The organism is Enterobacter sp. R4-368 (assembly GCF_000410515.1).
GTDB lineage: Bacteria > Pseudomonadota > Gammaproteobacteria > Enterobacterales > Enterobacteriaceae > Kosakonia.
The window spans coordinates 1,125,414-1,147,916 of the sequence record NC_021500.1; the positions used below are offsets into that span (position 1 = coordinate 1,125,414).

The following is a 22,503-nucleotide window of genomic DNA, read 5'->3' on the forward strand; positions in this document are numbered from 1 at the left end:
CATAAAGGGGTTCAATCAGGTTTCTTATCCTGCGCGAAGCAGCGTTTTAAGTTTCTCGTTGCGGCAAAACTGGCGTTTCATCTCCACCACCAGCGCATTACGCGACACAATCAGCATCCCGGCGAACGCCACCACGCCCGCCGCGACCTGAATCGCCAGCATCGCCGCCAGCGGCAGATGTCCGCTCAGCGCCAGACCCAGGCCATAGCTCACCACCAGCGTCGGCAGCGACAGGTAAAAGGGCAGCCACAGGCTCAGGATGTATTGACGGTAGCTGGAACCGAGCACCGGTTTGATCATCACGAAGTAGCTCAGAACGGTGTTGATGATTTGCACCAGCAGGAAGCCGAGCGTCACGCCGAGCGCCCCCGCCAGATGTCCACCGACAATGATGGCGGGGATAAAGAGAAACGTTTTAAAGACGTTGAATTTAAAGCTGATATCCACCCGCGCTTTCGCCATCAGCAGCGAGCCGATCGGGTTACCCACCGCGCGCAACAGCCCGACGATACAGAGCAATTGCAGGATGGGAATGATGCTGTTCCATTTGTCGCCAAACACCAGCGGCACAAAGTTATTCGACACCACCATCAGCCCCAGCAGGATCGGGAAGTTAATGATCCCGACCACCGACAGCAGTTTGTAGAAGTTCACGCGCAGCTTCTCGGTGTCGTCCTGAATTTTGGCAAACGCCGGGAACAGCACGCGAGTGATGATAGGGTTGAGCTTCATCGGCGGCACTACCGCCACGTTGTACGCCAGGTTGTAGCCCCCGGCGACACTGGCACCGAGAATACGCGCCAGCACCAGCGTGGAGAGGTTGGTGTTCACATAGTTGATGATGCTGTCTGCCGTCAGCCAGGCGCCAAAACGCAGGTTGGAGCTGACCGACGCCAGCGAGAAATGCAGCCCGGGGCGGTAAATTTTGCGCCCGAAATAGCCAAACAGCAGCGTGCGCACGGCGCTGTTGACCAGATAACCGAGGATCGCGGTCATCGCCAGCGGCCAGAAGAACGCACTGATAACCGTAAAGCTGAAGCCCGCCAGCACCGACAGCGTTTCAATGGCGCCTATCTTGTTGAACTCCAGCTCTTTTTGCATCAAAGCGCGAAATTGCTGGCCGTGTGGGATCACCACGAAGGCCAGTGACAGCGTTTTAATAAGCGGTGCCAGATCCGGGTTATTCAGCACATCGGCGATCACCCCGCTCAGGGAGAAAACGGCGATGCAGACCACGATGCCCAGCCCAACATTGAGCCAGTACAACGTGGTCAGTTCGAGATGGCTTATCTCTTTACGCTGAATAATCGAGTTTGCGATGCCGAAATCCGACAGCGTATCCGCCAGCGCGATAATCACCAGCGAGACGGTCAGCAGACCGAACTGGTGGTTATCGATAATGCGCGCCAGCACGGTCATCTGCACCAGCCCCAGACCAATAATGGTCAGGGTCGCCATGGCGGACCACTTCGCGCCGCTGATGGTTTTTTCTCTCAGGCTCATGACCTTTCCTTAATACGCCGCTTTGTTAACAAAGCCTTTAAAGATGGTCAGAAAAACGATTTTGATATCGAACCACAGGCTCCATTCACGGATGTACTCGAGATCGAACTCAATACGTTTTTCCATTTTCTCCAGCGTGTCGGTTTCACCGCGCCAGCCGTTGATTTGCGCCCAACCGGTAATACCGGGTTTCACTTTATGGCGCAGCATGTAGCCCTCAATCAGTGAGCGGTACTGCTCGTTATGCGCCACCGCGTGCGGGCGCGGGCCAACAATCGACATCCCGCCGGTCAGCACATTGATAAACTGCGGCAGTTCATCGAGCGACGTGCGGCGCAGGAAGCTGCCGACTTTCGTCACGCGCGGATCGTTCTGCGTTGCCTGGGTCACCACTTTGTCGTTTTCCATCACCTTCATGGAGCGGAATTTCCACACCTTGATTGGCTTACCGTCCATGCCATAGCGCGTCTGGCGAAAGATAACCGGCCCCGGCGAGCTGAGTTTCACCGCCACGGAAATCGCCAGCAGCACCGGGGAGATGAGCAGCAAAATCAGCGAGGAGAGGACAATATCTTCCAGACGTTTCAGGATGCGGTTAACACCAGAAAGCGGCGTGTCATACAGCGGCACCACCGGCACGCCGTTCACCTCTTCCACACGCGAGTGCAGGATATTAAAGGTGAAAACGTCAGGGATAAGGATCACCGAACAGGTGGTATCGGCGAGCTGGCGCACCAGCTTTTTAATGCAGGCCGCATCGTTCATCGACATGGCGATGTAGACGTTGTGAATTTTCCCGCTTTTCGCATCCTCCACCAGTTGGTCGAGATTTCCCGCCCAGCCGGTTGTAATGCCACCCGGTTGTGGATCGTGGTAAACCCCGACCACATCAAACCCGAGCCAGGGCTCATTGCGAAAACCTTCCAGCAGTTCCTGGCCCATCGGCATATCACCGGCCACCGCCACGCGCCGCGTGTTGTAGCCAAGGTTACGCAACCAGCCTGCGCCAAAGCGGATCACCGCCCGGCTCATCATCAGCCCCATTGAGGTCAACAAATACCAGGCGAGATAAATGTTGAAGGTATTGTCAAAATCATTGTTGAACGCCAGCAAACCGGCGCTGAAAATCAGGCTCAGCGTCCAGTTCTGCAACAGCAGCGTCAGTTCAGTCATGATTTTTACGCCCCGCCAGGAGCGGTAAAAATCGGTCATTCCGCCGATCATCTGGAAAACAACCAGCGTAATCAGAGCCATCAGCAGATGCATGTAGAAGAACGGCAGCGCATTGACCTTACACACCAACCACAGGCCACCGAACATAATGGTGATGTCGGAGAAGCGCTGCACGATAGAGATTAACGATGCATTCGTTTTGGCCCGGTCGCGTTTTTTGAGATGAGTCATTGTTGTACCTGCCTGTAATGTTCACCCTCCCCGGCATCGGGGAGAGGAACGCCTTATCGTTATTGATTTAACAGTGCCAGAATTTCCTGCGTTCGCGCTTTCATCAGTTCCTCGTCGTGCCGCGATTCAACGTTCAGACGTACAACGGGTTCTGTGTTGGAAGAGCGCAAGTTAAAACGCCAGTCGGCAAATGCGATGCTGATGCCGTCCGTACGGTCGATCTCCAGCGCACCCGGCGTGAAGTGTTGTTCAACGCGGTTGATCGCCGTCACCGGATCCGCCAGCTTGCTGTTGATCTCGCCGCTCGCCGGGAACGCCACCATGCGGTCGCGCACCAGTTGCGCCAGCGTCTTGCCTTTCAGGCACAGCAGCTCGGTGACCAGCAGCCACGGGATCATGCCGCTGTCGCAGTAGGCAAAGTCACGGAAGTAGTGGTGCGCGCTCATTTCGCCACCGTAAATGGCGTCTTCTTCGCGCATCCGCTCTTTGATAAAGGCATGGCCGGTCTTCGACATCACCGGCGTACCGCCCGCGCGGCCAACCACATCGACCGTGTTCCACGACAAGCGCGGGTCATGAATAATTTTCGCGCCAGGATGTTTTTCGAGGAACGCTTCGGCCAGCAGGCCAACAATGTAGTAGCCCTCGATAAACTGCCCTTCCCCGTCGAACAGGAAGCAACGGTCAAAGTCGCCATCGAAAGCAATGCCCATATCGGCGTTATGCTCAATCACCGCATTGCGGGTATCGTCGCGGCACTCCGGCAGCAGCGGGTTAGGAATACCGTGCGGGAAGGTGCCGTCCGGTTCGTTATGCACTTTGACGAAAGTCACCGGCACATTCAGTGCCTTAAAGCGGGCTTCAATGGCGTCCACCACCGGACCTGCCGCTCCGTTACCGGAGTTAATTACCAGTTTCAGCGGCTTGAGGTTGTTGGTGTCGATATAGCCCATCAGGTGATCGATATAGGCGTCGCGCAGATTAATTTGCTCGTAGCTGCCGCGTTTTGCCGGGTTCACCGGCGGGAAGTCATTGGCTTCCGCCAGGCGCTGGACATCGCGCAGGCCGGTATCGCCGCTGATCGGACGCGCGCCCTTACGCACCAGTTTCATGCCGTTATAATCCATCGGGTTGTGGCTGGCGGTCACTTCGATACCGCCGTCAACGCCCAGATGGAAAGTGGCAAAATAGATCTCTTCGGTGCCGGAAAGACCAATATCCAGCACATTCACACCGGCGTCCTGCAACCCTTTTGCCAGCGCCAGTTTCAGCGCTTCGCTGGTCTGGCGCACATCGCCGCCCAGCACGATGGTCTGCGGCTTCAGGTATTCCCCATAGGCGCGGCCAATACGCCATGCAATATCTTCATTCAGTTCTTCGCCCAGCTTGCCGCGAATATCGTAAGCTTTAAAACAGGTTAATTTTTCCATCATTACCTCTTCTTCAGGCAACAGTCAGCCGTGACCGTAAAATGGCCATATCTTGTTGATTAATTTAAATTTATAAACCGGATAACGTTCGCGTTATCCGGCACAGGAATTAAATACGGCCGTAACGATCGGCAAACCGCACAATGTCATCCTCTTCAAGGTACGAACCGGAGCGCACCTCGATCAGATCGAGCGGAATTTTCCCGGGGTTTTCCAGACAGTGGCGCGCGCCGAGCGGAATATAGATAGATTCGTTTTCGCCCAGCAGTTTCACCTCACCGTCAATCGTCACTTTTGCCGTACCGGCAACCACCACCCAGTGTTCAGCGCGGTGGTGATGCATCTGTACGGAAAGTCCTTCGCCCGGCTTCACGGTAATGCGTTTTACCTGGTAGCGATCGCCGGAATCGATGGAGTCATATTTGCCCCACGGACGGTAGACTTCGCGGTGGATATGGTGTTCGTGGCGCCCGTCGGCTTTGATTTTCTCGACCACTTTTTTCACATCCTGCACGGCGTTACGGTCGGCAATCAGCACCGCATCTTTGGTCTGCACCACCACCAGATCTTTCACCCCGACGGTCGTCACCAGCCCCGATTCGGCGTAAACGTAGCTGTTTTCGGTTTTATGGGTGATGACGTCGCCGTGATGGACGTTTCCCTCCGGCGTGTGCTGGCTGATTTCCCACAGCGACGACCAGGAACCAACATCGCTCCAGCCCGCGTCCATCGGCACCACTACCGCATCGGCGGTGCGTTCCATAACTGCGTAGTCAATCGACTCTTCCGGGCAGGCGAGGAAAGACGCCTCATCGACGCGGATAAAGTCCATATCCGGGTCGGTGGCGTCCATCGCTTTTTCGCAGGCCTCAAGAATATCCGGGCGGTATTTTTTCAGCTCTTCGAGGTAGCGACCGGCACGGAACAGGAACATGCCGCTGTTCCAGTAATACTCGCCGCTTGCCACATAACCCTGCGCCGTTTCGAGGTTGGGTTTTTCAACAAACTGCGCCACTTCAAACGCTACCGCATCGACTTCACCGGCAGAAACCGCGCCGCGGCGAATGTAGCCATACCCAGTTTCCGGCAGATCCGGCACGATACCAAAGGTCACCAGTTTGCCCGCTTCGGCGTAAGGGATCGCATTGCGTACTGACGTGCGAAACGCCTCTTCATCCTGGATCACATGGTCAGCGGCCAGTACCAGCATCAGCGGATCGCTATCCGGGTTGTGACGTTTTACCGCCAGCGCCGCCAGTGCGATAGCCGGAGCCGTGTTGCGGCCTGCCGGTTCGAGGATGATGTTTTCGGTCAGCTTGTGCAGCTGACGCAGTTGCTCCGCGACGATAAAGCGGTGCTGTTCGTTACAAATCACCACCGGGCTTTCGCACTCCACGCCATTCAGGCGGCAAATGGTGGTTTGCAACATGGTGAGTTCGCCTTTCAGGCAGAGAAACTGTTTAGGGTAAAGCACACGGGACAGCGGCCACAAACGACTGCCAGAGCCGCCGGCCATCACGACCGGATAGAGTTGTGTTTGACTCATGATTTATCCCCATTGCCATCGAAGTTCAGTTCGCCGTCATGCACGCTTTCGCGGGCTGGTGCGGGCTGAGTGGAATTCTCCGGGCTGATATCTGCAATAAACTGGCTTAACACGTTCTCTTTTTCGAGCGTGCGTTCGGCATATTCACGTGCCACCGTGTTGTTTTTGGGCATCGCCAGTGCGCGTTCAATGCCCCAGGTCAGCGCGTCCACCGATTCCGGTTCAACGCAGACCGCAATGCCAGGCTGGGTCAGGCACAGCTGGCCAAGTTCGGTACTCTCTTCGGCGGTAATGACGGCATTGCCGCCGACCGCCAGAATGTTGGTCAGTTTGGACGGCAGCACCGCGTCAGCCGCGCCGCGTTTTTGGATCACCAGATGGCAATCGCCCATTTTTAATAAGGCAGGCAACGCATCGTACGGCTGCAACGGGAAGAATTTCACGTTGTGAAGCCCGCGCTCGCTGACCATTTTTTCCAGCCTCGCCTTGCCACCGCCCTGGCCGACAATCACAAACAGCCACGGCTGATGGTGCAGTTTGGCCGCCGCTTCAATGACGTTTTCCAGCCCCTGCTTCTCACCGATATTGCCGGAGTAAAGAATGATTTTTTTGTCATCCGGCAGGCCGAGCGTGCGGCGCAGTTGCGCGACGGCTCCGTCGTCGATATCGCGAAAACGCGCCACTTCGGACCAGTTCGGGAAGAAAATAATGTTGTCCGCAGCCACACCTTTTTCCCGCGCTTTGTTCATCATCGAACGGGAGATAGTCGACACGTTGTCAACGTTATGCAGGTTGCTACGCTCAAAGGCGGTCGCCAGCTTCGCCACGCGACCGTTTTTACCTTTGCCCGCCATGCCTAACCCCAGCATGGCATCGACTTCATAATCCTGAATGTGCAGCACGGTTTTCGCACCGCTCAGTTTTGCCAGCAGGCGCATGCCCGGCGTACAAAACAGGGTCGGCACGACGCCGATAATGCGATCCGGTTTCCAGCGACGCTGCGCCATCAACGGGAAGAAGCTGCTCAGGGCAAAGCTGCCCAGATGCAGCAGCCGTTTTAAGGTCGATGGCTGCGCGGGCACATACAGCGGGCAGCGCCACACGGTGGCAACGCCCTGCTCTTTGCGCCAGCGCCAGGCGCTGTAATGCGCGCCCACTTTCCACTCCGGGTAGTACGGCGGTGCGGTAATGACACGCACGTCATGGCCCTGACGGGCCATCCATTCCACCATTTCGCCGGTGTACTTACCGATCCCGGTCAGCTCCGGCGAATAGTTGATGCCATAGACCAGGATTTTCATAAGCCCGGTACTCCCTGCGCGTCGAGGAAATAGGCGCGGCTGTTGTCATGCACCAGCGGGTCGGCAATCAGCGACTCCGGCGTTCCCCAGCGGTAATCATTGTGCTGCTCCGTCGGCAGCGCGAGGGTGTCCTCATCCACACGCAGGCGGAAGCCCAGCACAATGTAATGCGTGGTGAAATCCGGGCCGGAAAAGTTGTCGTCATAGAAGTGCTGCCAGACGCCGTAAAACTCGCCTGCCGACATCGGCAGGCGCAGTCCCAGTTCCGCCTGAGTCAGTCGCTCGAAAGCGGCCGCCAGCGGCTCGTCCTTTTGCACGCGTCCGCCCGGCACAAACCAGTATCCCTGGGCCGGACGGTTAGTGCGCTTACCGAGTAAAAACTCGCCGCGTGAGTTCTCCACGATCAAATCGATGGAAATCAGCGGGGTTGAACGCACCACCGTGGCAAAATCTTCCTGACTCAAAAACATACTTACCCCCGGAACCGGTGCTGGTTTTCAAGGAACCACTGGTAGGTGCTGGAAAGCCCCGCTTCCAGTGAGATCTCGTGATACCAGCCAAGCTGATGCAGGCGGGTCACATCCAGCAGTTTGCGCGGCGTGCCGTCCGGTTTGGTGGCGTCAAACACCACGCGACCTTTGTAACCGACCACGCTTGCCACGGTTTGCGCCAGTTCACGAATGGTGCAGTCCACGCCGGTGCCGACGTTGATATGCGACAGCATCGGTTCGGTATTCTCCTGCCACACTTCGCGCGCCAGCTCCTGAACATGAATGCTGGCCGCGGCCATATCATCCACATGCAGGAATTCACGCATCGGCGTGCCGCTGCCCCACACCACCACATCCGGCGCATTTTCCTGCGTCGCTTCGTGGAAACGGCGCAGCAGCGCAGGAATAACGTGCGAGTTGCTCGGGTGGAAGTTGTCGTGCGGCCCGTACAGGTTGGTCGGCATCACCGAGCGGTAATCACGGTCATACTGACGGTTGTAGGATTCGCACAACTTAATACCGGCGATTTTGGCAATCGCGTACGGCTCGTTGGTCGGCTCCAGCGTCCCCTGCAACAGCTCACTTTCCGCAATCGGCTGGTGAGCCAGTTTCGGATAGATGCAGGACGAACCGAGGAACAACAGTTTGTTCACGTCGTTCTTGTGCGCGGCGTGAATGATGTTGCTCTCAATCATCATATTTTCGTAGATGAAGTCCGCCGGGTAGGTATTGTTCGCCACAATACCGCCCACTTTCGCCGCCGCCAGGTAAACCTGGTCGATACGCTCACTGGCGAAAAACGCATTCACAGCCGCGCTATCTAACAGGTTCAGCTCCTCGCGGGAACGCAGCACCAGTTCGATATCCGCCCGCTGTTCGAGCTGCCGTACGATGGCTGACCCCACCATCCCGCGATGGCCAGCCACAAAAACACGTTGTTTGGTCATGCTCAGGACTCCAGCGCGATGGCAACCTCGTAACCGTGGGCCTTAAGCAGTGAGTGTTTTTTCGCTGCTTCCAGATCTTTTGCCACCATTTCAGAGACCATCTCCTGCAGGGTGATTTCCGGTTTCCAGCCCAGTTTTTCGTGCGCTTTGCTCGGGTCGCCCAGCAGGGTTTCCACTTCAGCAGGACGGAAGTAACGCGGGTCAACGGCGACAATCACATCGCCCGGTTTCACGCCCGGTGCGTCATGGCCGGTCACGGAAACAACAATGCCTTTCTCTTCCACGCCGGTGCCTTCAAAGCGCAGTTTGATACCCAGCTGTGCCGCCGCCATTTCGACGAACTGACGCACGGAGTACTGCACGCCGGTCGCGATAACGAAGTCTTCCGGTTTTTCCTGTTGCAGCATCATCCACTGCATTTTCACGTAATCTTTGGCATGGCCCCAGTCACGCAGGGAGTCCATGTTGCCGAGGTACAGGCAGGATTCCAGACCCTGAGCGATGTTGGCGATAGCGCGGGTAATTTTGCGGGTCACGAAGGTTTCGCCGCGGCGCGGAGACTCGTGGTTGAACAGAATGCCGTTGCAGGCGTACATACCGTAGGATTCACGGTAGTTCACGGTGATCCAGTACGCGTACAGTTTGGCAACCGCGTATGGAGAGCGGGGATAGAACGGCGTGGTCTCTTTCTGCGGGATTTCCTGCACCAGGCCGTACAGCTCAGAAGTGGACGCCTGGTAGAAACGGGTTTTCTTCTCCAGACCCAGGAAGCGAATGGCTTCCAGCAGACGCAGCGTACCCATGGCATCAACGTCGGCGGTATATTCCGGAGATTCGAACGACACAGCCACGTGGCTCATCGCACCCAGGTTGTAGACTTCATCCGGCTGCACTTCCTGCAGGATACGCGTCAGGTTGGAGGTATCGGTCAGGTCACCGTAGTGCAGATGGAATTTCGGGTTGCTGGTGTGCGGATCCTGATAGATGTGATCCACACGCTCGGTATTGAATGAGGAAGCGCGGCGTTTAATGCCGTGAACTTCGTAACCCTTCTCCAGAAGCAGTTCAGCCAGATAAGAGCCATCTTGCCCGGTTACGCCGGTGATGAGAGCGACTTTAGACATAATTTATTTTCCTCAATAGTCCCAGTTCAGGGAGTTACCTTTTCAACGCGTTCGCGCGTCACCACTGCGGGATTGCCACGGCAAATCACATTTGCCGGAAGCGATTTAAAAACACTGCTGCGCGCACCGACTACCGTCCCGTCGCCGATGGAGACGCCCGGCGCGACAAACACATCTGTCGCCAGCCAGCACTTCTCACCAATCACGATTGGCGTCGCGTTAATATCAAAATGCGCGCTCATATAATCGTGACTGCCGGTGCACAAATAACATTTCTGAGAAACCACTGAATTCGCACCGATAGAAATATCACCCAGCGTGTATAACACTGCGTCATCTCCTACCCAGCTGTAATCGCCTAATGTTAATTTCCACGGATAAGTAATTTTTACCGATGGACGAATAACCACGCCTTTTCCAACCTTTGCGCCAAATAAGCGCAACAGGAATGCGCGCCAGCGATACAGCACCTGCGGGGACCAGGCAAATAATGTCGCCTGAACCGCCCACCACAGTTGAACCTTAATAGCGTTGCCGCCCCGAAAACCTTTCGGCACGGAGAATCCTTTTAAATCCTGCATCATTTTTCCTTATATCTGAGCGTTATGCTTTGTTATATAAGGCTTTCGTTTTGCCGGTCGTCCGTAAACGCAACATATAAGACAACTGTGCCCAGAAGCCCGGCATGCGTAATATTTTACGCTGCACATTGCGAGCATCCTGACATAATTCAAGGTTATTAGATGTTGATACGCCGCCCATCGAAAATTCAGACACAAGGCCTTTCAAACGCTTAAACGGGAAACCCGCTTTAAACATTCTGGCGGCTAATGCGTAATCGGAAGAGACTTTATATTGCAGATCGTAGGGGTAAGTTTTCAGACCATTTACCGGGAAAAATATAGCCTGATGACTGGCCGGTAAGCTGTGGTAAATATACCAGCCATGTTTTGCGCCACGACGTATTTTTGTGCCATCACCGAAATCCAGCAGCGCATCGCCAATATACATTGCGTTTTCTTGCTCATCATTCAACTGACGAACAACATCCACAATTTCTTCATGGAAAATATCGCCGGAATTAAGAAACAGCGCAAAGCGTCCTGCGGCCATATCGATCCCTTTATTCATAGCATCATAGATGCCTTTATCGCGTTCGCTGATATAGCGTAAATTGTACTGACCGTTGAGGTTTTTCAGAAATTCCTCAGTACCATCCTGAGAACCGCCGTCAACCACAATCCATTCGAATTCAATATTTTGCGCTTTCGCCAGGTGAGCCAGCGACTGCCAGGTTTTCATCACACCTTCATAATTACGAAACGCGACAGTAATAACACTTAGCAGCATTTGACCCACCTCTTTATGTAGCCGCGATATTCAACGCTTTGCGCAGAATAAACGGACAAACAATTAAAAACGCATATTCCGGGCTAAAGATAGACCCCGTAAAAAACAACGATATCGGAGTGAACAGATAAAGTTGAACGCGAAAATTCTGATTGTTGCCAAAGGCATTTATCGTCATTTTCCCAACTTTAAACAGATACCATCCGGTTAGTAATACCGCAAACCATGAAAAATAAATGATCAGCAGATACAACCCATTGTCTATTGTTTTCCCGACGTCCGCACCGTTAAAGATTCCGAATGATGCGACATATTCGTAAAGTGAGCCAAATCTTACTACACCATCAATATTGGTCAGTGAATATCCCACCATCACCAGCGGACCGATAATACGATAATACGAGGAAGAGCCTTCCGTACCTAAATCGCCGATTCGTTCTGCGATATATGGAAAAGCAAATACAACGCCAACAATAAAGACTGCCAGTGAAATAATTGCCAATGGTAACTTTTTACGGATCGCCTCTTTGTTCAGATACTGGAAAGCCCATTCCAGCAGATAAAACAGGATAAATGTCATTACCCCTGAGAACGATCCCGAAAGAACTATCCCTGCCAAAATCATAGCATCGGTCTTCGGCGTTTTGATACCAAACTGTTTGATGCTGAGCCAAATTGAGATTAACGCCAGAGCGAAGAATGCCGGTTCGAAATATAACGCCGTAGTACGTTTACCGCCGAACTTGATAAAATTCAGCACGTAACTGTTGCTATAGATGAGATATTTCGAAATCGTCTCCATTAAACTGCTGCCGCCAGTGAGGATAATCTGCGCCATTTCCATCGCCGCCAGCAGCACCACGAATGCCACTACCGCATAGAAAAATCTCAAGATCTTACGGTAATTATGCGGTGAAATGGTTTTGAAGCGGATGCTCCACACCATGCCGATGATGATCACGATATAAACGAACAACATCGTCGAGGTGACATATTTACTGGCGTCCAGCGACTTACCAAAAATGAAGTTAAACAGCGTCAGCCCTGCCCCGGCTCCCAGCGCTATCATCAGTTTTTTTACACTGATGCGCTCAACATAGAGCAACAGCAGCACTGGCAAAAACGTCACGATAGTGATCGGAAAACTCTCTCCTAACTGGAGGAGTTTGACGTTAACCAGCAGGTAAATGAGCGGCAGCAGGAGGTAGCTACAGACCTTGATAGAATGAGACATACTCCTCCAGCATCTGTTGGCCACTGTACGCCTGGCGGCTGCGCGCGCGGAACGCGTCGAGGCTTTCGCCAAATACCGCCTGGGCAATGTCGGCTTTATGGCACTGTACCAGCGGCAACACCTCCTGCTCGCTGAACGTTTTCCCGCCCGACTTCTGCAACACTTCGCGTGCCGCATCGCTGTGGGTGGCAATCACCGGCACACCGATAGATAACGCTTCGCACAGAATTAGCGGATAGTTATCCACGCGAGAGCTAAAAACCAGCGCATCCATCTCGTTGAGTTCACTCATCAATTTGCGCTTATCGGTCAGAAAACCGTGGTTGATGACATTGCTGCCCTCAAACGGTGAAAACTTACCGAAGGTATGCAGCTCCACACGGTCATCCATCGCCATGATGTCGCGTACCAGTTGTTGGTTGGTTTTCCCGTCATAGCGTAGATCGTGCGCCACCACCGCAATCTTCGGTTTACCTTGCGTCACTTTCACCGGAGCCAGCTCGGCCAGAATCGCTTCTGTCGCCACATCAATACCGTTATTGATAATGCTGCAGCGCCCGGCGCCATACAGGCTATTAAAGGCGTCCGCCACGTGCTGGCTGGGAGAGATAAACTGGCAGCCGAGCGCCAGCATGTCGTTAAATAACTGACGCTTGCTGTCGACCAGTTTATGCGCGCGGTCAACCTTCACCGGCGGGTAGTTCGACAGCGTCGGGCATTTGCGGCAATTCTCTTTCCAGCCTTCACAGCCATCGGTAAAGGCACAGCGCCCGGTCACACTCCAGTGGTCATGCAGCGTCCAGACAAAAGTGACATCCGGTTTGTGCGCTTTCACCTTCTGGCAAAACGTCACCAGTTCATGCAAATTCAGCCAATAGCTGTGCATTACATGAAAATGCAATACCACCGGGCCATCCGTACGGGTCACGGTGCGATAGAGATTATTCAGGTTGCCGAAAACATCGCGGTTAAACAGGCGAAACAGCGCCAGATTAGCGATGGAAGTCAGACGTGGCGTCTGTTTATAGACCTGCGGATAGTTGTCGTGGCTGACGCTTTTTTTGCCGCCTTTGCCATAGCCGTAAATAAAACGTGATGAAATGCCCTGTTGCAGCGCGCGCTGATGTAAATCGAGCGCAACCCCTGCGGCACCGCCTTCTGCAAGGCGCACGTTAAATTGCAAAATATTCATTTAATCACCTTCACGCGCGCTTTCTCACCGACCACCAGCGCGTTGTCCGGCACGCTGTCGAGCACCACGCTTCCCGCGCCAATGGTGACGTTGTTACCAATGGTGATATCGCCAATCATCACCACGTTGGCACCCAGTTCAACATTGTTGCCAATCACCGGGCAGGCCATGCTATCGGACCCGCGGTTGCCGATAGTGACACCATGACGAATGGTGAAATCATCCCCGGCGACGGTATTTTTATTGATCACCACCGCATAGCCATGATGAATGGTAAAGCGGCGACCAATCGTCGCGGCGGCCTGAATTTCATAGCCAAACAGGCATTCCGTGACAAAGCGGTACAACAAAATGACGGGCGCGGCCCAGAGATTGTTGATGACATGCTTTTTGCGCCACACGGAGCAAAAATGGGCAATGCGGTACGCCGCAACCATGCAGCACGGGCGCAAATTCCAGTGATTAGCGCGAAAATCTTCCAGACGCATTATTTCCCCCGCAACCCATCAGCCAGACGCTTACCGTTACGCAGAGAAAACAGCGTCAACAAGGTGCGCCAGTTCATCCGCTTATTGCGAATTTGGTAGAGGGTAAACAGCTGATATTTCTTGCTGGCGCGATCGAATTTGTCTTTGTGCTTACGATAAAAGTGGAAGTAGCCGGAAAACTTCTTCGGTGAAGAAGTGATCTGCATTTCACCGTGGTTAATGTGCAGGATCTGCGTGGCTTCTTCGATTTTCCACGGCTCGCCGTACTCCTCGACCATTCGCAGGAAAATGTCGTAATCCTGCGCCGCCTTCAGTTGGGTATCAAACAAGCTCTCTTTAAAACGCCAGCCCCAGGTGAAAACCTGGTTGCCAACGATGTTGCGCTTGTAGAACAGCTTGCGCGAGAACGGCGATTTCGGGTACAGCGGCAAGCTCGCCGGTTGCGAATAGACTTCGCCCTGACAGACATAATCGTTGGCGTACAAAAAGGCGCGGGTATTAAGCAGATGTTTGTGCGCCAGAAAAACGGACAGGCGGTTTGGTGTCCATTCATCGTCATCGTCAATACCGGTAATGTACTGGCCTTTCGCCTGCAAAATCGCCTGGTTGCGCACCGCGCAGGCACCGGAGTTAAAGGCGTTGCGCGTGTAACTGACACGCGGGTCGCCCAGCTCATCAACAAACTGTTGCAACTGCTCGAAGCTTGCGGAGCAGTCATCAACAATGATCATTTCCCAGTGCGGGTAATCCTGGCGCAGCACCGATTTAATCGCGCGGATCGCCAGCTGTTGCCGGTTCCAGGTTGGCATATAAATTGAAATTAATGGGTTTGCTGTTGTACTCATGATGCGTTCCCTAATGCGTTCAACATGCCGCTTTCGCCCTTACTGCCGCCTTTTCCCGTCAGGGAAAAGGCGCAGCGCGTTGAGGGATAGAGGTAAGGTCTGGTTATTTTGAATCGGACTTGTATTCGTACTCGTAGTAGCCGTAATCCTGGTAGCCGGTCGCGCGGCGGAAAATCGAGTTCAGGATCACCCCTTTCACCTGAATACCGTTTTGCTCGAAGCGGCTCAGGCTGGTCTGGATCTCTTTGAGCGTATTCACCGCGTAACGCGCCACCATCAGCGTGGTCCCGGCATGGCGACCCACGACTGCCGCATCCGTTACCGCCAGGATCGGCGGGGTATCGATCAGCACCAGGTCATAGTGGCTGCTGGCCCATTTCACCAGCTGACTGAAGCGTTCGCTCATCAGCAGTTCAGATGGGTTTGGCGGCACCTGACCGCGCGGAACAAGGTCGAAGTTGCTGATAGAGGTCGGCTTCGCGCAACTTTCGATAGCGCCCTTCCCGGCCAGCACTTCAGACAGGCCATTCACGTTGTCGGTGCCCAGCAGTTCGTGGGTGTAGCCTTTACGCATGTCACAGTCGATCAGCAGCACGCGTTTATTGGTCTGGCTAATCACCGCAGCCAGGTTGGCGCAGACAAAGGTTTTACCGATTGACGGGCTGACCCCGGTCATCATCAACACGTTGTTATTAGCCTGCATCATGGCGAAGTGCAGGCTGGTACGCAGGCTGCGCACCGCTTCGATGGCCAGATCCGTCGGATTCCCCACCGCCAGCAGTTGGCTCTGCTTATAGCGTTTAACCCCTTTGATGGTTTTGACGCTATCGCGCGCTTTTTGCCATTCCGACAGCGGAATGCTGGCGTAAACGCTGATGCCCTGTTCTTCGAGCACTTGCGGGCTTTCGATGCCGCGGTTAAACAGCGAGCGCAGCAGCACACCGACCACCGAAACAATCAGGCCCAGGATAATGCTGCCAAGGATGATCAGCGCTTTCTTCGGCTTCAGTACGCCCGGTTGTGCAATGGCCGGGTCGACGATACGCACATCACCAACGGTGCTCGCCTGGGTGATACGCAGCTCCTGCTGTTTGTTCAGCAACTGCATATAAACCTGCTGGCCTGATTCGACATCGCGCGTCAGACGCACAATCTCCTGTTGCGTTTCCGGCATCGCGGTGATGCGATCGTTCAGCTTCGCTTTCTCATCTTCCAGCGCTTTACGTTTTTCCAGCAGGGTGCGGTACGCCGGGTGCGCTTTGGTATAGAGCTTGGAGATTTCGGCTTCGCGGAAAGTCAGTTCGTTCAACTGCGCGTCGATGTTGACCATCGAATCGAGCACCGATTTCGCTTCCAGCGGCAAGTCGACGGAGTCTTTGCGCTGACGGTAGGTGTTCAGTTTTTCCTCGGCCTCATCGAGGTTTTTGCGCACTTCCGGCAGTTGCTTATCGAGGAAGACCAGGCTTTTGGCCGCTTCTTCGGATTTACGCTCAATGTTTTGCTCAAGGTAGTTGCGCGTGATGCTGTCCAGAATAGCGCGGATCTGATCACGGTCTTCGCCGGTATAGGTGAGGCTCAGCACGCCGGTGTCTTTGCCGTTTTCGGTTACCGTCAGGTTGTTTTGCAGGTTGTTAATCATGCCAAGCGTAGAAAACTTGGTCACGGTGAACTCGCTGTCATTCGAGGCCTGAATGGCGCTCACCATCATGGTGACGCCTTGCTTGCTGAGTTGCTGCCCCACTTCGCCGCGCGCTTCAAAACCACCGTCGCTGCTTAGCAGATACTGTTTCGGGCTGAGTACTTTTAATGTGAAAGTCTGATCGTTCATGCCTTTTGGCAGCGTGAACGTGGTGACTTTCACCGTCTCGTTCTGCCGTCCCATCAGGCGATCCCACCCTGCGCCAAACAGCGGGAAGGTGTTCTTGACCACGGAGATATCCAGATCAAGATCGTCAACGGTTTTACCCAGTACCAGGCGTGACTGGATAAGCTGGATTTCCGCGTCCGACGCCGGTGGCTTGTTCGACAGCGCACTGTTCAGATCCTGTACCAGCGAACTTCCGGTGTTCTGCTCGATTTGCACCAGCGCGTCAGCGCTGTAAATGGGGGTGGCGAACAGGCAGTAGACAACAGCAATCAGTGCGAAGACCGAGGTGATGCCCAGCACCCACCAGCGAGCTTCAATGATTGTGCCGAGCAAACGGCCAATATCGATTTCGTCGTTGCCCACCGCCGGGGCAGCAGAATGCGAATGGTGTGTTTTCTCTGTCATTATTATCCCTGCTGAGCTTGCAATGCCTGCGCCCAATGGCGGGCAGACTGGTCAAGTAAGGTGTAAATAGCTTCAAAAGCTTCACGACTTTTGCGATACGGGTCGGGGATCTCCCGCTCGTTATCCCAGTGGCCAAATAACATGACCTTTCCACGCATTTCCGGGGCAATCTCGCACAGGCGGGCAATATGACGTTTTTCCATCACCAGAATCAGGTCGTATTCGCGGCACATTTTTCCGGTAATTTGTCGTGCGCAGTGCCCTTCCAGAGAGAGTTGATGATCCGCCGCCACACTCACGGCGTTGGCGTCCGCGCTACGTCCAACCAGCGCTCCCAGCCCGGCTGACGCCACCGTTAAAGCGGGCTGGTATTTTTTCAGCAGCCGTTCTGCCGTCGGGGAACGGCAAATGTTCCCCACGCATACCACCAGAATTTTGTTGAACATAGTCATTGCAGATTTTGGATGTCGTTGGCCGTGTTGGTCATGTAGCGAACGCCACTGATTGTCGGCAGCAACTGGTTGATAAGACGGTTCCAACGCGCAACCGGTGCAGTCGTGACATACACCACGTCATACGGCTGGAGACGGAAGTTCGTTGCCATAACCAGCGATGTGGCATCCGACATATCGAGCTGGTAGATGTTGGCGATCTTGTTGCCACGGCCACTTTCGTTGCCTTTGAGCGGACGAATAACAAAAATGCCGCTGGCGTTGGAGGTGGTCAGATCGATACCTTCGGCCTGGCCGAGCGCTTCGGTCAGCGTCATGCCGCTGAAGTCCATTTTGAGCGTGCTCTGTTTTTTCACTTCGCCCATCACGAACACTTTCAGATCGTCATTACGCGGAACAAACAGAATGTCGCCGGGGTAGAGCAAACGGTTCTGGCTTAGATCGCCGTTTTGCATCAGCGCCTGCAGTGAAATGCGCTGCTCCTGGCCCTGGTGTGTCAGCACGACGTTGCGCCAGTCTGCGCTGTCGGTCAGACCACCTGCGGCATTGATCGCGTCAAGAACGGTAAGCGGTACGTTGGTGATCGCCTGCTGACCAGATTTTGCCACCTGGCCGGAGATATAGGCTTTTTGCGAGCGGAACGCGGCGATATTAACGTCCACCTGCGGGTCAGCAATATAGGTCGCTAAACGGCTGGTAATATCACTACGGATCTCATTCAGCGTCTTACCGGCAACGTGGATCTTGCCGACATACGGATAGAACATGGTGCCATCGGGTTGTACCCAGTTACCGGCATCGCTCGAACTACGATACTGACCGGCTGGCGTGGTAAGTTCCGGGTGATCCCACACGGTTACGTTCAGCACATCCCCTGGGCCAACGCGGTACTGGTAGGCGGAAATCTCCTGATCCAGTGACATATTCGGTTGAGCAACATTGTTGCGCGGGCGCAATTGTTCAATCAGACGTGGGGTTAATGGATAGACATTCACCATACGGTCTATATCAAAATCAGCATCCTGCTGTTTAATCACATCCTTTCCCATCGTAGACATATTGCTCCCGGGGAAGACGGTGCAGCCACTCATCAAGCTAATGGACACCAATAATGGCATCAATTTCGTTTTAGATTTCATCATTGATTAATTATCACTTTGGCAGAGTAATTATCCTGTGCGATTTAAATAAGCGCTCAAGCTGTACACAGATTCAGAATGCAGTTAATTCTTGAGAAATATAACTGGCATCAGTCCTAAAAAGCGTTTATTCAACCACATGCGATTACAGAATAATCCAGGCTGATTGACATACCCGCAGGCACGCTACCGCCCCTGGCTTTCAGTTACCAATTCACTGATTGACGCTAAGTCATTGATAGTCATCCATTACATCCTCTTTCTGGTGGCGCTATTTGCCAACCAGATAAAATACGGCAGGTACCGGCTTTCGCACTGATTAACAATGCTGAAAATAAAGACGCTGGTATATTTGAACGATGCTGGAGGAATTGTTGCAGCTAAGCGAATAGCAGGCAAGGCGACATTCAGAGATAAACATCTTTTTAAGAATAATATTAAGACCAAAATTTTAGCTTTTTAGGATTTACCGCATATTGACAAAAAACTGACATGGTATTACCCATGCGACTTTTCTTATTTTCCATATTTAAATAGTGATAGTTAATCCCAGAAACAATAAGGGAATAACATTTAAAGCGTTTTAAATAACCTCCTAAAATAAGATAAATCGCAGGCTGACATTGCAATTTATCTCAGCTTTATCCATGATCGCATTGTGACAATTGTCATATCACATAAGGTGTTACGTTAACGATGGAATGGATTGCCGATCCGTCAATCTGGGCTGGTCTGGTCACATTGGTAGTGATTGAACTGGTGCTCGGTATTGATAACCTGGTTTTTATTGCAATTCTCGCCGAGAAATTGCCGCCAGCACAGCGTGACCGCGCGCGCGTCACCGGTCTGATACTCGCCATGCTGATGCGTCTGCTGCTGCTGGCCTCAATTTCCTGGCTGGTCACGCTGACCCAACCTTTATTTACCGTACGCGGCCTCAGTTTCAGCGCCCGCGATTTAATCATGTTAGTGGGCGGGCTATTCCTGTTATTTAAAGCAACGGTTGAACTCAACGAGCGCCTCGAAGGGAAAGACAGCGACAACCCCACGCAGCGGCGCGGCGCGAAATTCTGGGCCGTGGTGACGCAGATTGTTGTGCTGGACGCGGTTTTCTCACTGGATTCCGTGATCACCGCCGTGGGGATGGTTGATCACCTGGCCGTGATGATGGCGGCGGTGGTTATCGCCATTTCGCTGATGCTGCTGGCGAGTAAAACCCTCACCCGCTTCGTCAATAACCATCCTACGATTGTTATTCTGTGTCTCAGCTTCCTGCTGATGATCGGTTTCAGCCTGGTGGCCGACGGCTTTGGTTTCCATATTCCGAAAGGTTACCTGTACGCCGCCATTGGCTTCTCGGTCATGATTGAAGCGCTGAACCAGTTGGCAATTTTCAACCGCCGCCGTTTTCTGTTCGCCAACCGAACGCTGCGACAGCGCACCACCGAAACGGTCATGCGCTTGCTGAGCGGGCGTAAAGAAGATGCAGAGCTGGATGCCGATACCGCCTCGATGTTGCGCGACGGCGACGATGGCCAGATTTTCAACCCGCAAGAGCGGCGGATGATTGAGCGCGTGCTGAATCTTAATCAGCGCACGGTGAGCAGCATCATGACGTCGCGTCACGATATTGAACATATCGATCTGAGCGCGCCGGAAGCTGAAGTCCGTGCCCTGCTGGATAAAAACCAGCATACGCGCGTGGTGGTTACCGGTGGCGAAGAGGATGATACCCTGCTGGGCGTGGTGCATATCCTCGATCTGCTCCAGCAATCGTTACACGGCGAACCGCTCGATCTGCGTGTGCTGGTACGACAACCGCTGGTGTTCCCGGAAGGATTGCCGTTGTTGCAGGCGCTGGAACAGTTCCGTAATGCCCGTACTCATTTTGCGTTTGTGGTGGATGAGTTTGGCTCCGTTGAAGGGGTGGTCACTCTAAGCGATGTGATGGAAACCATCGCTGGCAATTTGCCCAACGAAGTCGAAGAGATTGACGCGCGCCACGATATTCAGAAAAACAGTGACGGTAGCTGGACGGCGAACGGCCATATGCCGCTGGAAGATCTGGTGCAGTATGTACCGCTGCCGCTCGACGATAAACGCGAGTATCACACCATTGCCGGGCTGCTAATGGAGTATCTGCAACGCATTCCGCAGCCAGGAGAAGAGGTTCAGGTGGGTGATTACCTGCTAAAAACGCTGGATGTCGAAAGCCACCGGGTACAAAAAGTGCAGCTTATTCCGCTTGGCAGCGACAATAATCTCGATTACGAAGTGTAAAACATGCCGGGGTTCGCCCCGGCCATTCCCGCCTGCTTTCCTACGCTTTGACAATCGCAATACCACGCTGGGCAAACGGCTCCAGTGTGTGCTCATCGGTTTGCGCATCGACCACCAGCGTATTGATAAGTCCGATATCACCGATCACCCACGGTGAAGCGGTGTTTAATTTTTCCGGAGAGGCCAGCACCACCGTCTCCGCCGCCCTTCGCGCCATGGCATGCTTGATACGCGACTCTTCGAAATCACCGGTGCTTAAACCCGCTTCAACATGCACGCCGGTCACCCCCATAAAAAAGAGATCGGTGCGCACGCGAGCAATCCCCTCCAGCGCCGCCGCGCCGACATTAACGATAGAGTGTTTATAAAGCTGGCCGCCAATCATCACCACGTTAATCAACGGATGTTGTGCCAGCCCGACAGCGATACTCGGGCTGTGGGTGACAACCGTAATGCGCAAGTCTTCCGGGAAAAAACGGATTAACTCACTGGTAGTGGTGCCGCCATCGATCATCACCACCTGCCCGGGGGATACCAGCTCTGCCCCTTTCTGCGCGATCCGCCGCTTGGCATCCGATTGCAATGTTTGTCGCTCGGAAAAGGTGACCACCGCCGCCGATGCCGGTAACGCACCGCCGTGCACCCGCTGCAAGCGCCCTTCCGCCGCCAGTTCGCGTAAATCGCGGCGCACCGTATCTTCTGATATGCCGAACTGCTCACTGAGATTTTTTGACAGCACCTGTCCCTCTTCAGCGAGGCGGGCAAGGATCAGTTGTTTGCGTTGTGAGGTCAACATGAGGTGCTCCTGATTGCACGAAATATCTTGTTAATGCACGAAAGTGCACGTTAAGATGCGATCTTACGTCCTGAGGAGCGAATATGCCATCTGAAAATGCACAAATACGCATTATTGCGACCAAACCCTTATCCGAAGACTGGGGCAAACTGACGAAGTACACCTTTGACTTTCGTCGCAGAGACGGCGAATGGCAGCGCCAGAGCCGCGAAGTTTACGATCGCGGCAATGGCGCGGTGATCCTGCTGTATAACCTGAGCAAACGCAGCGTGATCCTCACCCGGCAGTTTCGCTTGCCGCTATTCGTTAACCAGCACAGCGGCTTTTTACTGGAAGCGGCAGCCGGCTTACTGGATGAGCTTGCCGCAGAAGAGCGCATAAAACAGGAAGCAGAAGAGGAGACCGGTTACCGCCTTGAGCAGGTGCAAAAAGTGTTTGAAGCGTGGATGAGCCCCGGTTCAGTCAGCGAAAAATTGCACTTTTTTATCGCCGAATATGATGACAGCCGGCGCATCAGCAATGGCGGCGGTTTAGCAGATGAAGGCGAGGATATCGAAGTGGTGGAGATGGATTTTAGCGCCGCACTGGCGGCTATCCGCAGCGGAGAGATTGCCGACGGCAAAACCATTATGTTGTTACAGCACCTGGCGCTGGAAGGCATTTTGTAAATTGCGTTGCCGGGTGGCGCAGTGTCCACCCGGCACGCTGG

General features: G+C 53.9%; 20 protein-coding genes. 2 read left to right on the forward strand and 18 right to left on the reverse strand.

The window, feature by feature from the left end; genetic code table 11:
* Nucleotides 1-24: 24 nt before the first annotated feature.
* The 17 genes from wzxC to H650_RS05375 all read right to left on the reverse strand — a co-directional run bounded on the left by wzxC (nt 25) and on the right by H650_RS05375 (nt 18,721).
* Complete coding sequence (gene wzxC / locus H650_RS05295) at nt 25-1,503, reverse strand: colanic acid undecaprenyl disphosphate flippase WzxC (protein WP_020454301.1); 1,479 nt, start codon at nt 1,501-1,503, stop codon at nt 25-27.
* A gap of 9 nt (nt 1,504-1,512) precedes the next feature.
* The gene (gene wcaJ / locus H650_RS05300) at nt 1,513-2,907 is read right to left on the reverse strand and encodes an undecaprenyl-phosphate glucose phosphotransferase (RefSeq protein WP_020454302.1); all 1,395 of its coding nucleotides are present in this window, start codon (nt 2,905-2,907) and stop codon (nt 1,513-1,515) included.
* A gap of 59 nt (nt 2,908-2,966) precedes the next feature.
* Nucleotides 2,967-4,337 carry a colanic acid biosynthesis phosphomannomutase CpsG gene (cpsG, locus tag H650_RS05305; protein ID WP_044489686.1) on the reverse strand — a complete coding sequence of 457 codons (1,371 nt, stop codon included), beginning with the start codon at nt 4,335-4,337 and terminating at the stop codon, nt 2,967-2,969.
* 109 nt (nt 4,338-4,446) lie between these two features.
* Nucleotides 4,447-5,883 (reverse strand): mannose-1-phosphate guanyltransferase, encoded by a 1,437-nt coding sequence (gene cpsB / locus H650_RS05310; RefSeq protein ID WP_020454304.1) that lies wholly within the window; start codon nt 5,881-5,883, stop codon nt 4,447-4,449.
* Nucleotides 5,880-7,184 (reverse strand): colanic acid biosynthesis fucosyltransferase WcaI, encoded by a 1,305-nt coding sequence (gene wcaI, locus H650_RS05315; protein ID WP_020454305.1) that lies wholly within the window; start codon nt 7,182-7,184, stop codon nt 5,880-5,882. The genes cpsB and wcaI overlap by 4 nt, the downstream gene beginning before the upstream one ends.
* Nucleotides 7,181-7,654 carry a GDP-mannose mannosyl hydrolase gene (locus tag H650_RS05320; RefSeq protein WP_020454306.1) on the reverse strand — a complete coding sequence of 158 codons (474 nt, stop codon included), beginning with the start codon at nt 7,652-7,654 and terminating at the stop codon, nt 7,181-7,183. The genes wcaI and H650_RS05320 overlap by 4 nt, the downstream gene beginning before the upstream one ends.
* Before the next feature lie 2 nt (nt 7,655-7,656).
* The gene (gene fcl / locus H650_RS05325; RefSeq protein ID WP_020454307.1) at nt 7,657-8,622 is read right to left on the reverse strand and encodes a GDP-L-fucose synthase; all 966 of its coding nucleotides are present in this window, start codon (nt 8,620-8,622) and stop codon (nt 7,657-7,659) included.
* Nucleotides 8,623-8,624: 2 nt separating this feature from the next.
* A complete protein-coding gene (gene gmd / locus H650_RS05330; RefSeq protein WP_017458486.1) occupies nt 8,625-9,746 on the reverse strand; it encodes a GDP-mannose 4,6-dehydratase in 1,122 nt (373 codons plus the stop codon).
* Between the two features lie 26 nt (nt 9,747-9,772).
* A complete protein-coding gene (gene wcaF, locus H650_RS05335) occupies nt 9,773-10,327 on the reverse strand; it encodes a colanic acid biosynthesis acetyltransferase WcaF (RefSeq protein WP_017458487.1) in 555 nt (184 codons plus the stop codon).
* A gap of 22 nt (nt 10,328-10,349) precedes the next feature.
* Nucleotides 10,350-11,096: a colanic acid biosynthesis glycosyltransferase WcaE gene (gene wcaE, locus H650_RS05340; protein ID WP_020454308.1), complete on the reverse strand. Its 747-nt coding sequence runs from the start codon at nt 11,094-11,096 to the stop codon at nt 10,350-10,352.
* A 13-nt stretch (nt 11,097-11,109) separates the two neighbouring features.
* Nucleotides 11,110-12,330: a colanic acid polymerase WcaD gene (wcaD, locus tag H650_RS05345; RefSeq protein ID WP_020454309.1), complete on the reverse strand. Its 1,221-nt coding sequence runs from the start codon at nt 12,328-12,330 to the stop codon at nt 11,110-11,112.
* A complete protein-coding gene (gene wcaC / locus H650_RS05350) occupies nt 12,305-13,522 on the reverse strand; it encodes a colanic acid biosynthesis glycosyltransferase WcaC (protein WP_020454310.1) in 1,218 nt (405 codons plus the stop codon). The genes wcaD and wcaC overlap by 26 nt, the downstream gene beginning before the upstream one ends.
* Nucleotides 13,519-14,010 (reverse strand): colanic acid biosynthesis acetyltransferase WcaB, encoded by a 492-nt coding sequence (wcaB, locus tag H650_RS05355; protein WP_020454311.1) that lies wholly within the window; start codon nt 14,008-14,010, stop codon nt 13,519-13,521. The genes wcaC and wcaB overlap by 4 nt, the downstream gene beginning before the upstream one ends.
* On the reverse strand, nt 14,010-14,855 hold the full coding sequence (gene wcaA / locus H650_RS05360) for a colanic acid biosynthesis glycosyltransferase WcaA (protein WP_044489411.1): 846 nt from the start codon (nt 14,853-14,855) through the stop codon (nt 14,010-14,012). Before wcaA ends, wcaB begins: the two co-directional genes overlap by 1 nt.
* 103 nt (nt 14,856-14,958) lie before the next feature.
* Nucleotides 14,959-17,127, reverse strand: coding sequence for a tyrosine-protein kinase Wzc (wzc, locus tag H650_RS05365; RefSeq protein WP_020454313.1), 2,169 nt, complete (start codon nt 17,125-17,127; stop codon nt 14,959-14,961).
* Nucleotides 17,128-17,129: 2 nt separating this feature from the next.
* Entirely contained in the window at nt 17,130-17,573 is a 444-nt protein-coding gene (gene wzb, locus H650_RS05370; RefSeq protein ID WP_020454314.1) for a low molecular weight protein-tyrosine-phosphatase Wzb, read from the reverse strand.
* A 2-nt stretch (nt 17,574-17,575) separates the two neighbouring features.
* Nucleotides 17,576-18,721: a polysaccharide export protein gene (locus tag H650_RS05375; RefSeq protein ID WP_044489412.1), complete on the reverse strand. Its 1,146-nt coding sequence runs from the start codon at nt 18,719-18,721 to the stop codon at nt 17,576-17,578.
* 693 nt (nt 18,722-19,414) lie between these two features.
* Between H650_RS05375 and H650_RS05380 the strand changes: the two genes are divergently transcribed.
* Nucleotides 19,415-20,998 carry a TerC family protein gene (locus H650_RS05380; protein WP_020454317.1) on the forward strand — a complete coding sequence of 528 codons (1,584 nt, stop codon included), beginning with the start codon at nt 19,415-19,417 and terminating at the stop codon, nt 20,996-20,998.
* A 40-nt stretch (nt 20,999-21,038) separates the two neighbouring features.
* Here H650_RS05380 and H650_RS05385 read toward each other — a convergent pair whose 3' ends face one another.
* Nucleotides 21,039-21,794, reverse strand: a complete 756-nt coding sequence (locus H650_RS05385; RefSeq protein WP_020454318.1) for a DeoR/GlpR family DNA-binding transcription regulator — start codon at nt 21,792-21,794, stop codon at nt 21,039-21,041.
* Nucleotides 21,795-21,877: 83 nt separating this feature from the next.
* Here H650_RS05385 and H650_RS05390 point away from each other — a divergent pair, with 83 nt between their 5' ends.
* Nucleotides 21,878-22,462, forward strand: a complete 585-nt coding sequence (locus H650_RS05390) for an NUDIX hydrolase (RefSeq protein WP_020454319.1) — start codon at nt 21,878-21,880, stop codon at nt 22,460-22,462.
* The last annotated feature ends 41 nt before the right edge of the window (nt 22,463-22,503 follow it).

What these genes read in the sequence shown, in the direction of transcription:
- H650_RS05375 (WP_044489412.1), bottom strand. Translation starts at nt 18,721, where the DNA reads ATGATGAAATCTAAAACGAAATTGATGCCATTATTGGTGTCCATTAGC.
- wcaA (WP_044489411.1), bottom strand. Translation starts at nt 14,855, where the DNA reads ATGAGTACAACAGCAAACCCATTAATTTCAATTTATATGCCAACCTGG.
- H650_RS05385 (WP_020454318.1), bottom strand. Translation starts at nt 21,794, where the DNA reads ATGTTGACCTCACAACGCAAACAACTGATCCTTGCCCGCCTCGCTGAA.
- wcaB (WP_020454311.1), bottom strand. Translation starts at nt 14,010, where the DNA reads ATGCGTCTGGAAGATTTTCGCGCTAATCACTGGAATTTGCGCCCGTGC.
- wzc (WP_020454313.1), bottom strand. Translation starts at nt 17,127, where the DNA reads ATGACAGAGAAAACACACCATTCGCATTCTGCTGCCCCGGCGGTGGGC.
- wcaF (WP_017458487.1), bottom strand. Translation starts at nt 10,327, where the DNA reads ATGCAGGATTTAAAAGGATTCTCCGTGCCGAAAGGTTTTCGGGGCGGC.
- cpsG (WP_044489686.1), bottom strand. Translation starts at nt 4,337, where the DNA reads ATGGAAAAATTAACCTGTTTTAAAGCTTACGATATTCGCGGCAAGCTG.
- wcaJ (WP_020454302.1), bottom strand. Translation starts at nt 2,907, where the DNA reads ATGACTCATCTCAAAAAACGCGACCGGGCCAAAACGAATGCATCGTTA.
- cpsB (WP_020454304.1), bottom strand. Translation starts at nt 5,883, where the DNA reads ATGAGTCAAACACAACTCTATCCGGTCGTGATGGCCGGCGGCTCTGGC.
- wcaI (WP_020454305.1), bottom strand. Translation starts at nt 7,184, where the DNA reads ATGAAAATCCTGGTCTATGGCATCAACTATTCGCCGGAGCTGACCGGG.
- wcaC (WP_020454310.1), bottom strand. Translation starts at nt 13,522, where the DNA reads ATGAATATTTTGCAATTTAACGTGCGCCTTGCAGAAGGCGGTGCCGCA.
- H650_RS05390 (WP_020454319.1), top strand. Translation starts at nt 21,878, where the DNA reads ATGCCATCTGAAAATGCACAAATACGCATTATTGCGACCAAACCCTTA.
- gmd (WP_017458486.1), bottom strand. Translation starts at nt 9,746, where the DNA reads ATGTCTAAAGTCGCTCTCATCACCGGCGTAACCGGGCAAGATGGCTCT.
- wzb (WP_020454314.1), bottom strand. Translation starts at nt 17,573, where the DNA reads ATGTTCAACAAAATTCTGGTGGTATGCGTGGGGAACATTTGCCGTTCC.
- wcaE (WP_020454308.1), bottom strand. Translation starts at nt 11,096, where the DNA reads ATGCTGCTAAGTGTTATTACTGTCGCGTTTCGTAATTATGAAGGTGTG.
- wzxC (WP_020454301.1), bottom strand. Translation starts at nt 1,503, where the DNA reads ATGAGCCTGAGAGAAAAAACCATCAGCGGCGCGAAGTGGTCCGCCATG.
- wcaD (WP_020454309.1), bottom strand. Translation starts at nt 12,330, where the DNA reads ATGTCTCATTCTATCAAGGTCTGTAGCTACCTCCTGCTGCCGCTCATT.
- H650_RS05380 (WP_020454317.1), top strand. Translation starts at nt 19,415, where the DNA reads ATGGAATGGATTGCCGATCCGTCAATCTGGGCTGGTCTGGTCACATTG.
- fcl (WP_020454307.1), bottom strand. Translation starts at nt 8,622, where the DNA reads ATGACCAAACAACGTGTTTTTGTGGCTGGCCATCGCGGGATGGTGGGG.
- H650_RS05320 (WP_020454306.1), bottom strand. Translation starts at nt 7,654, where the DNA reads ATGTTTTTGAGTCAGGAAGATTTTGCCACGGTGGTGCGTTCAACCCCG.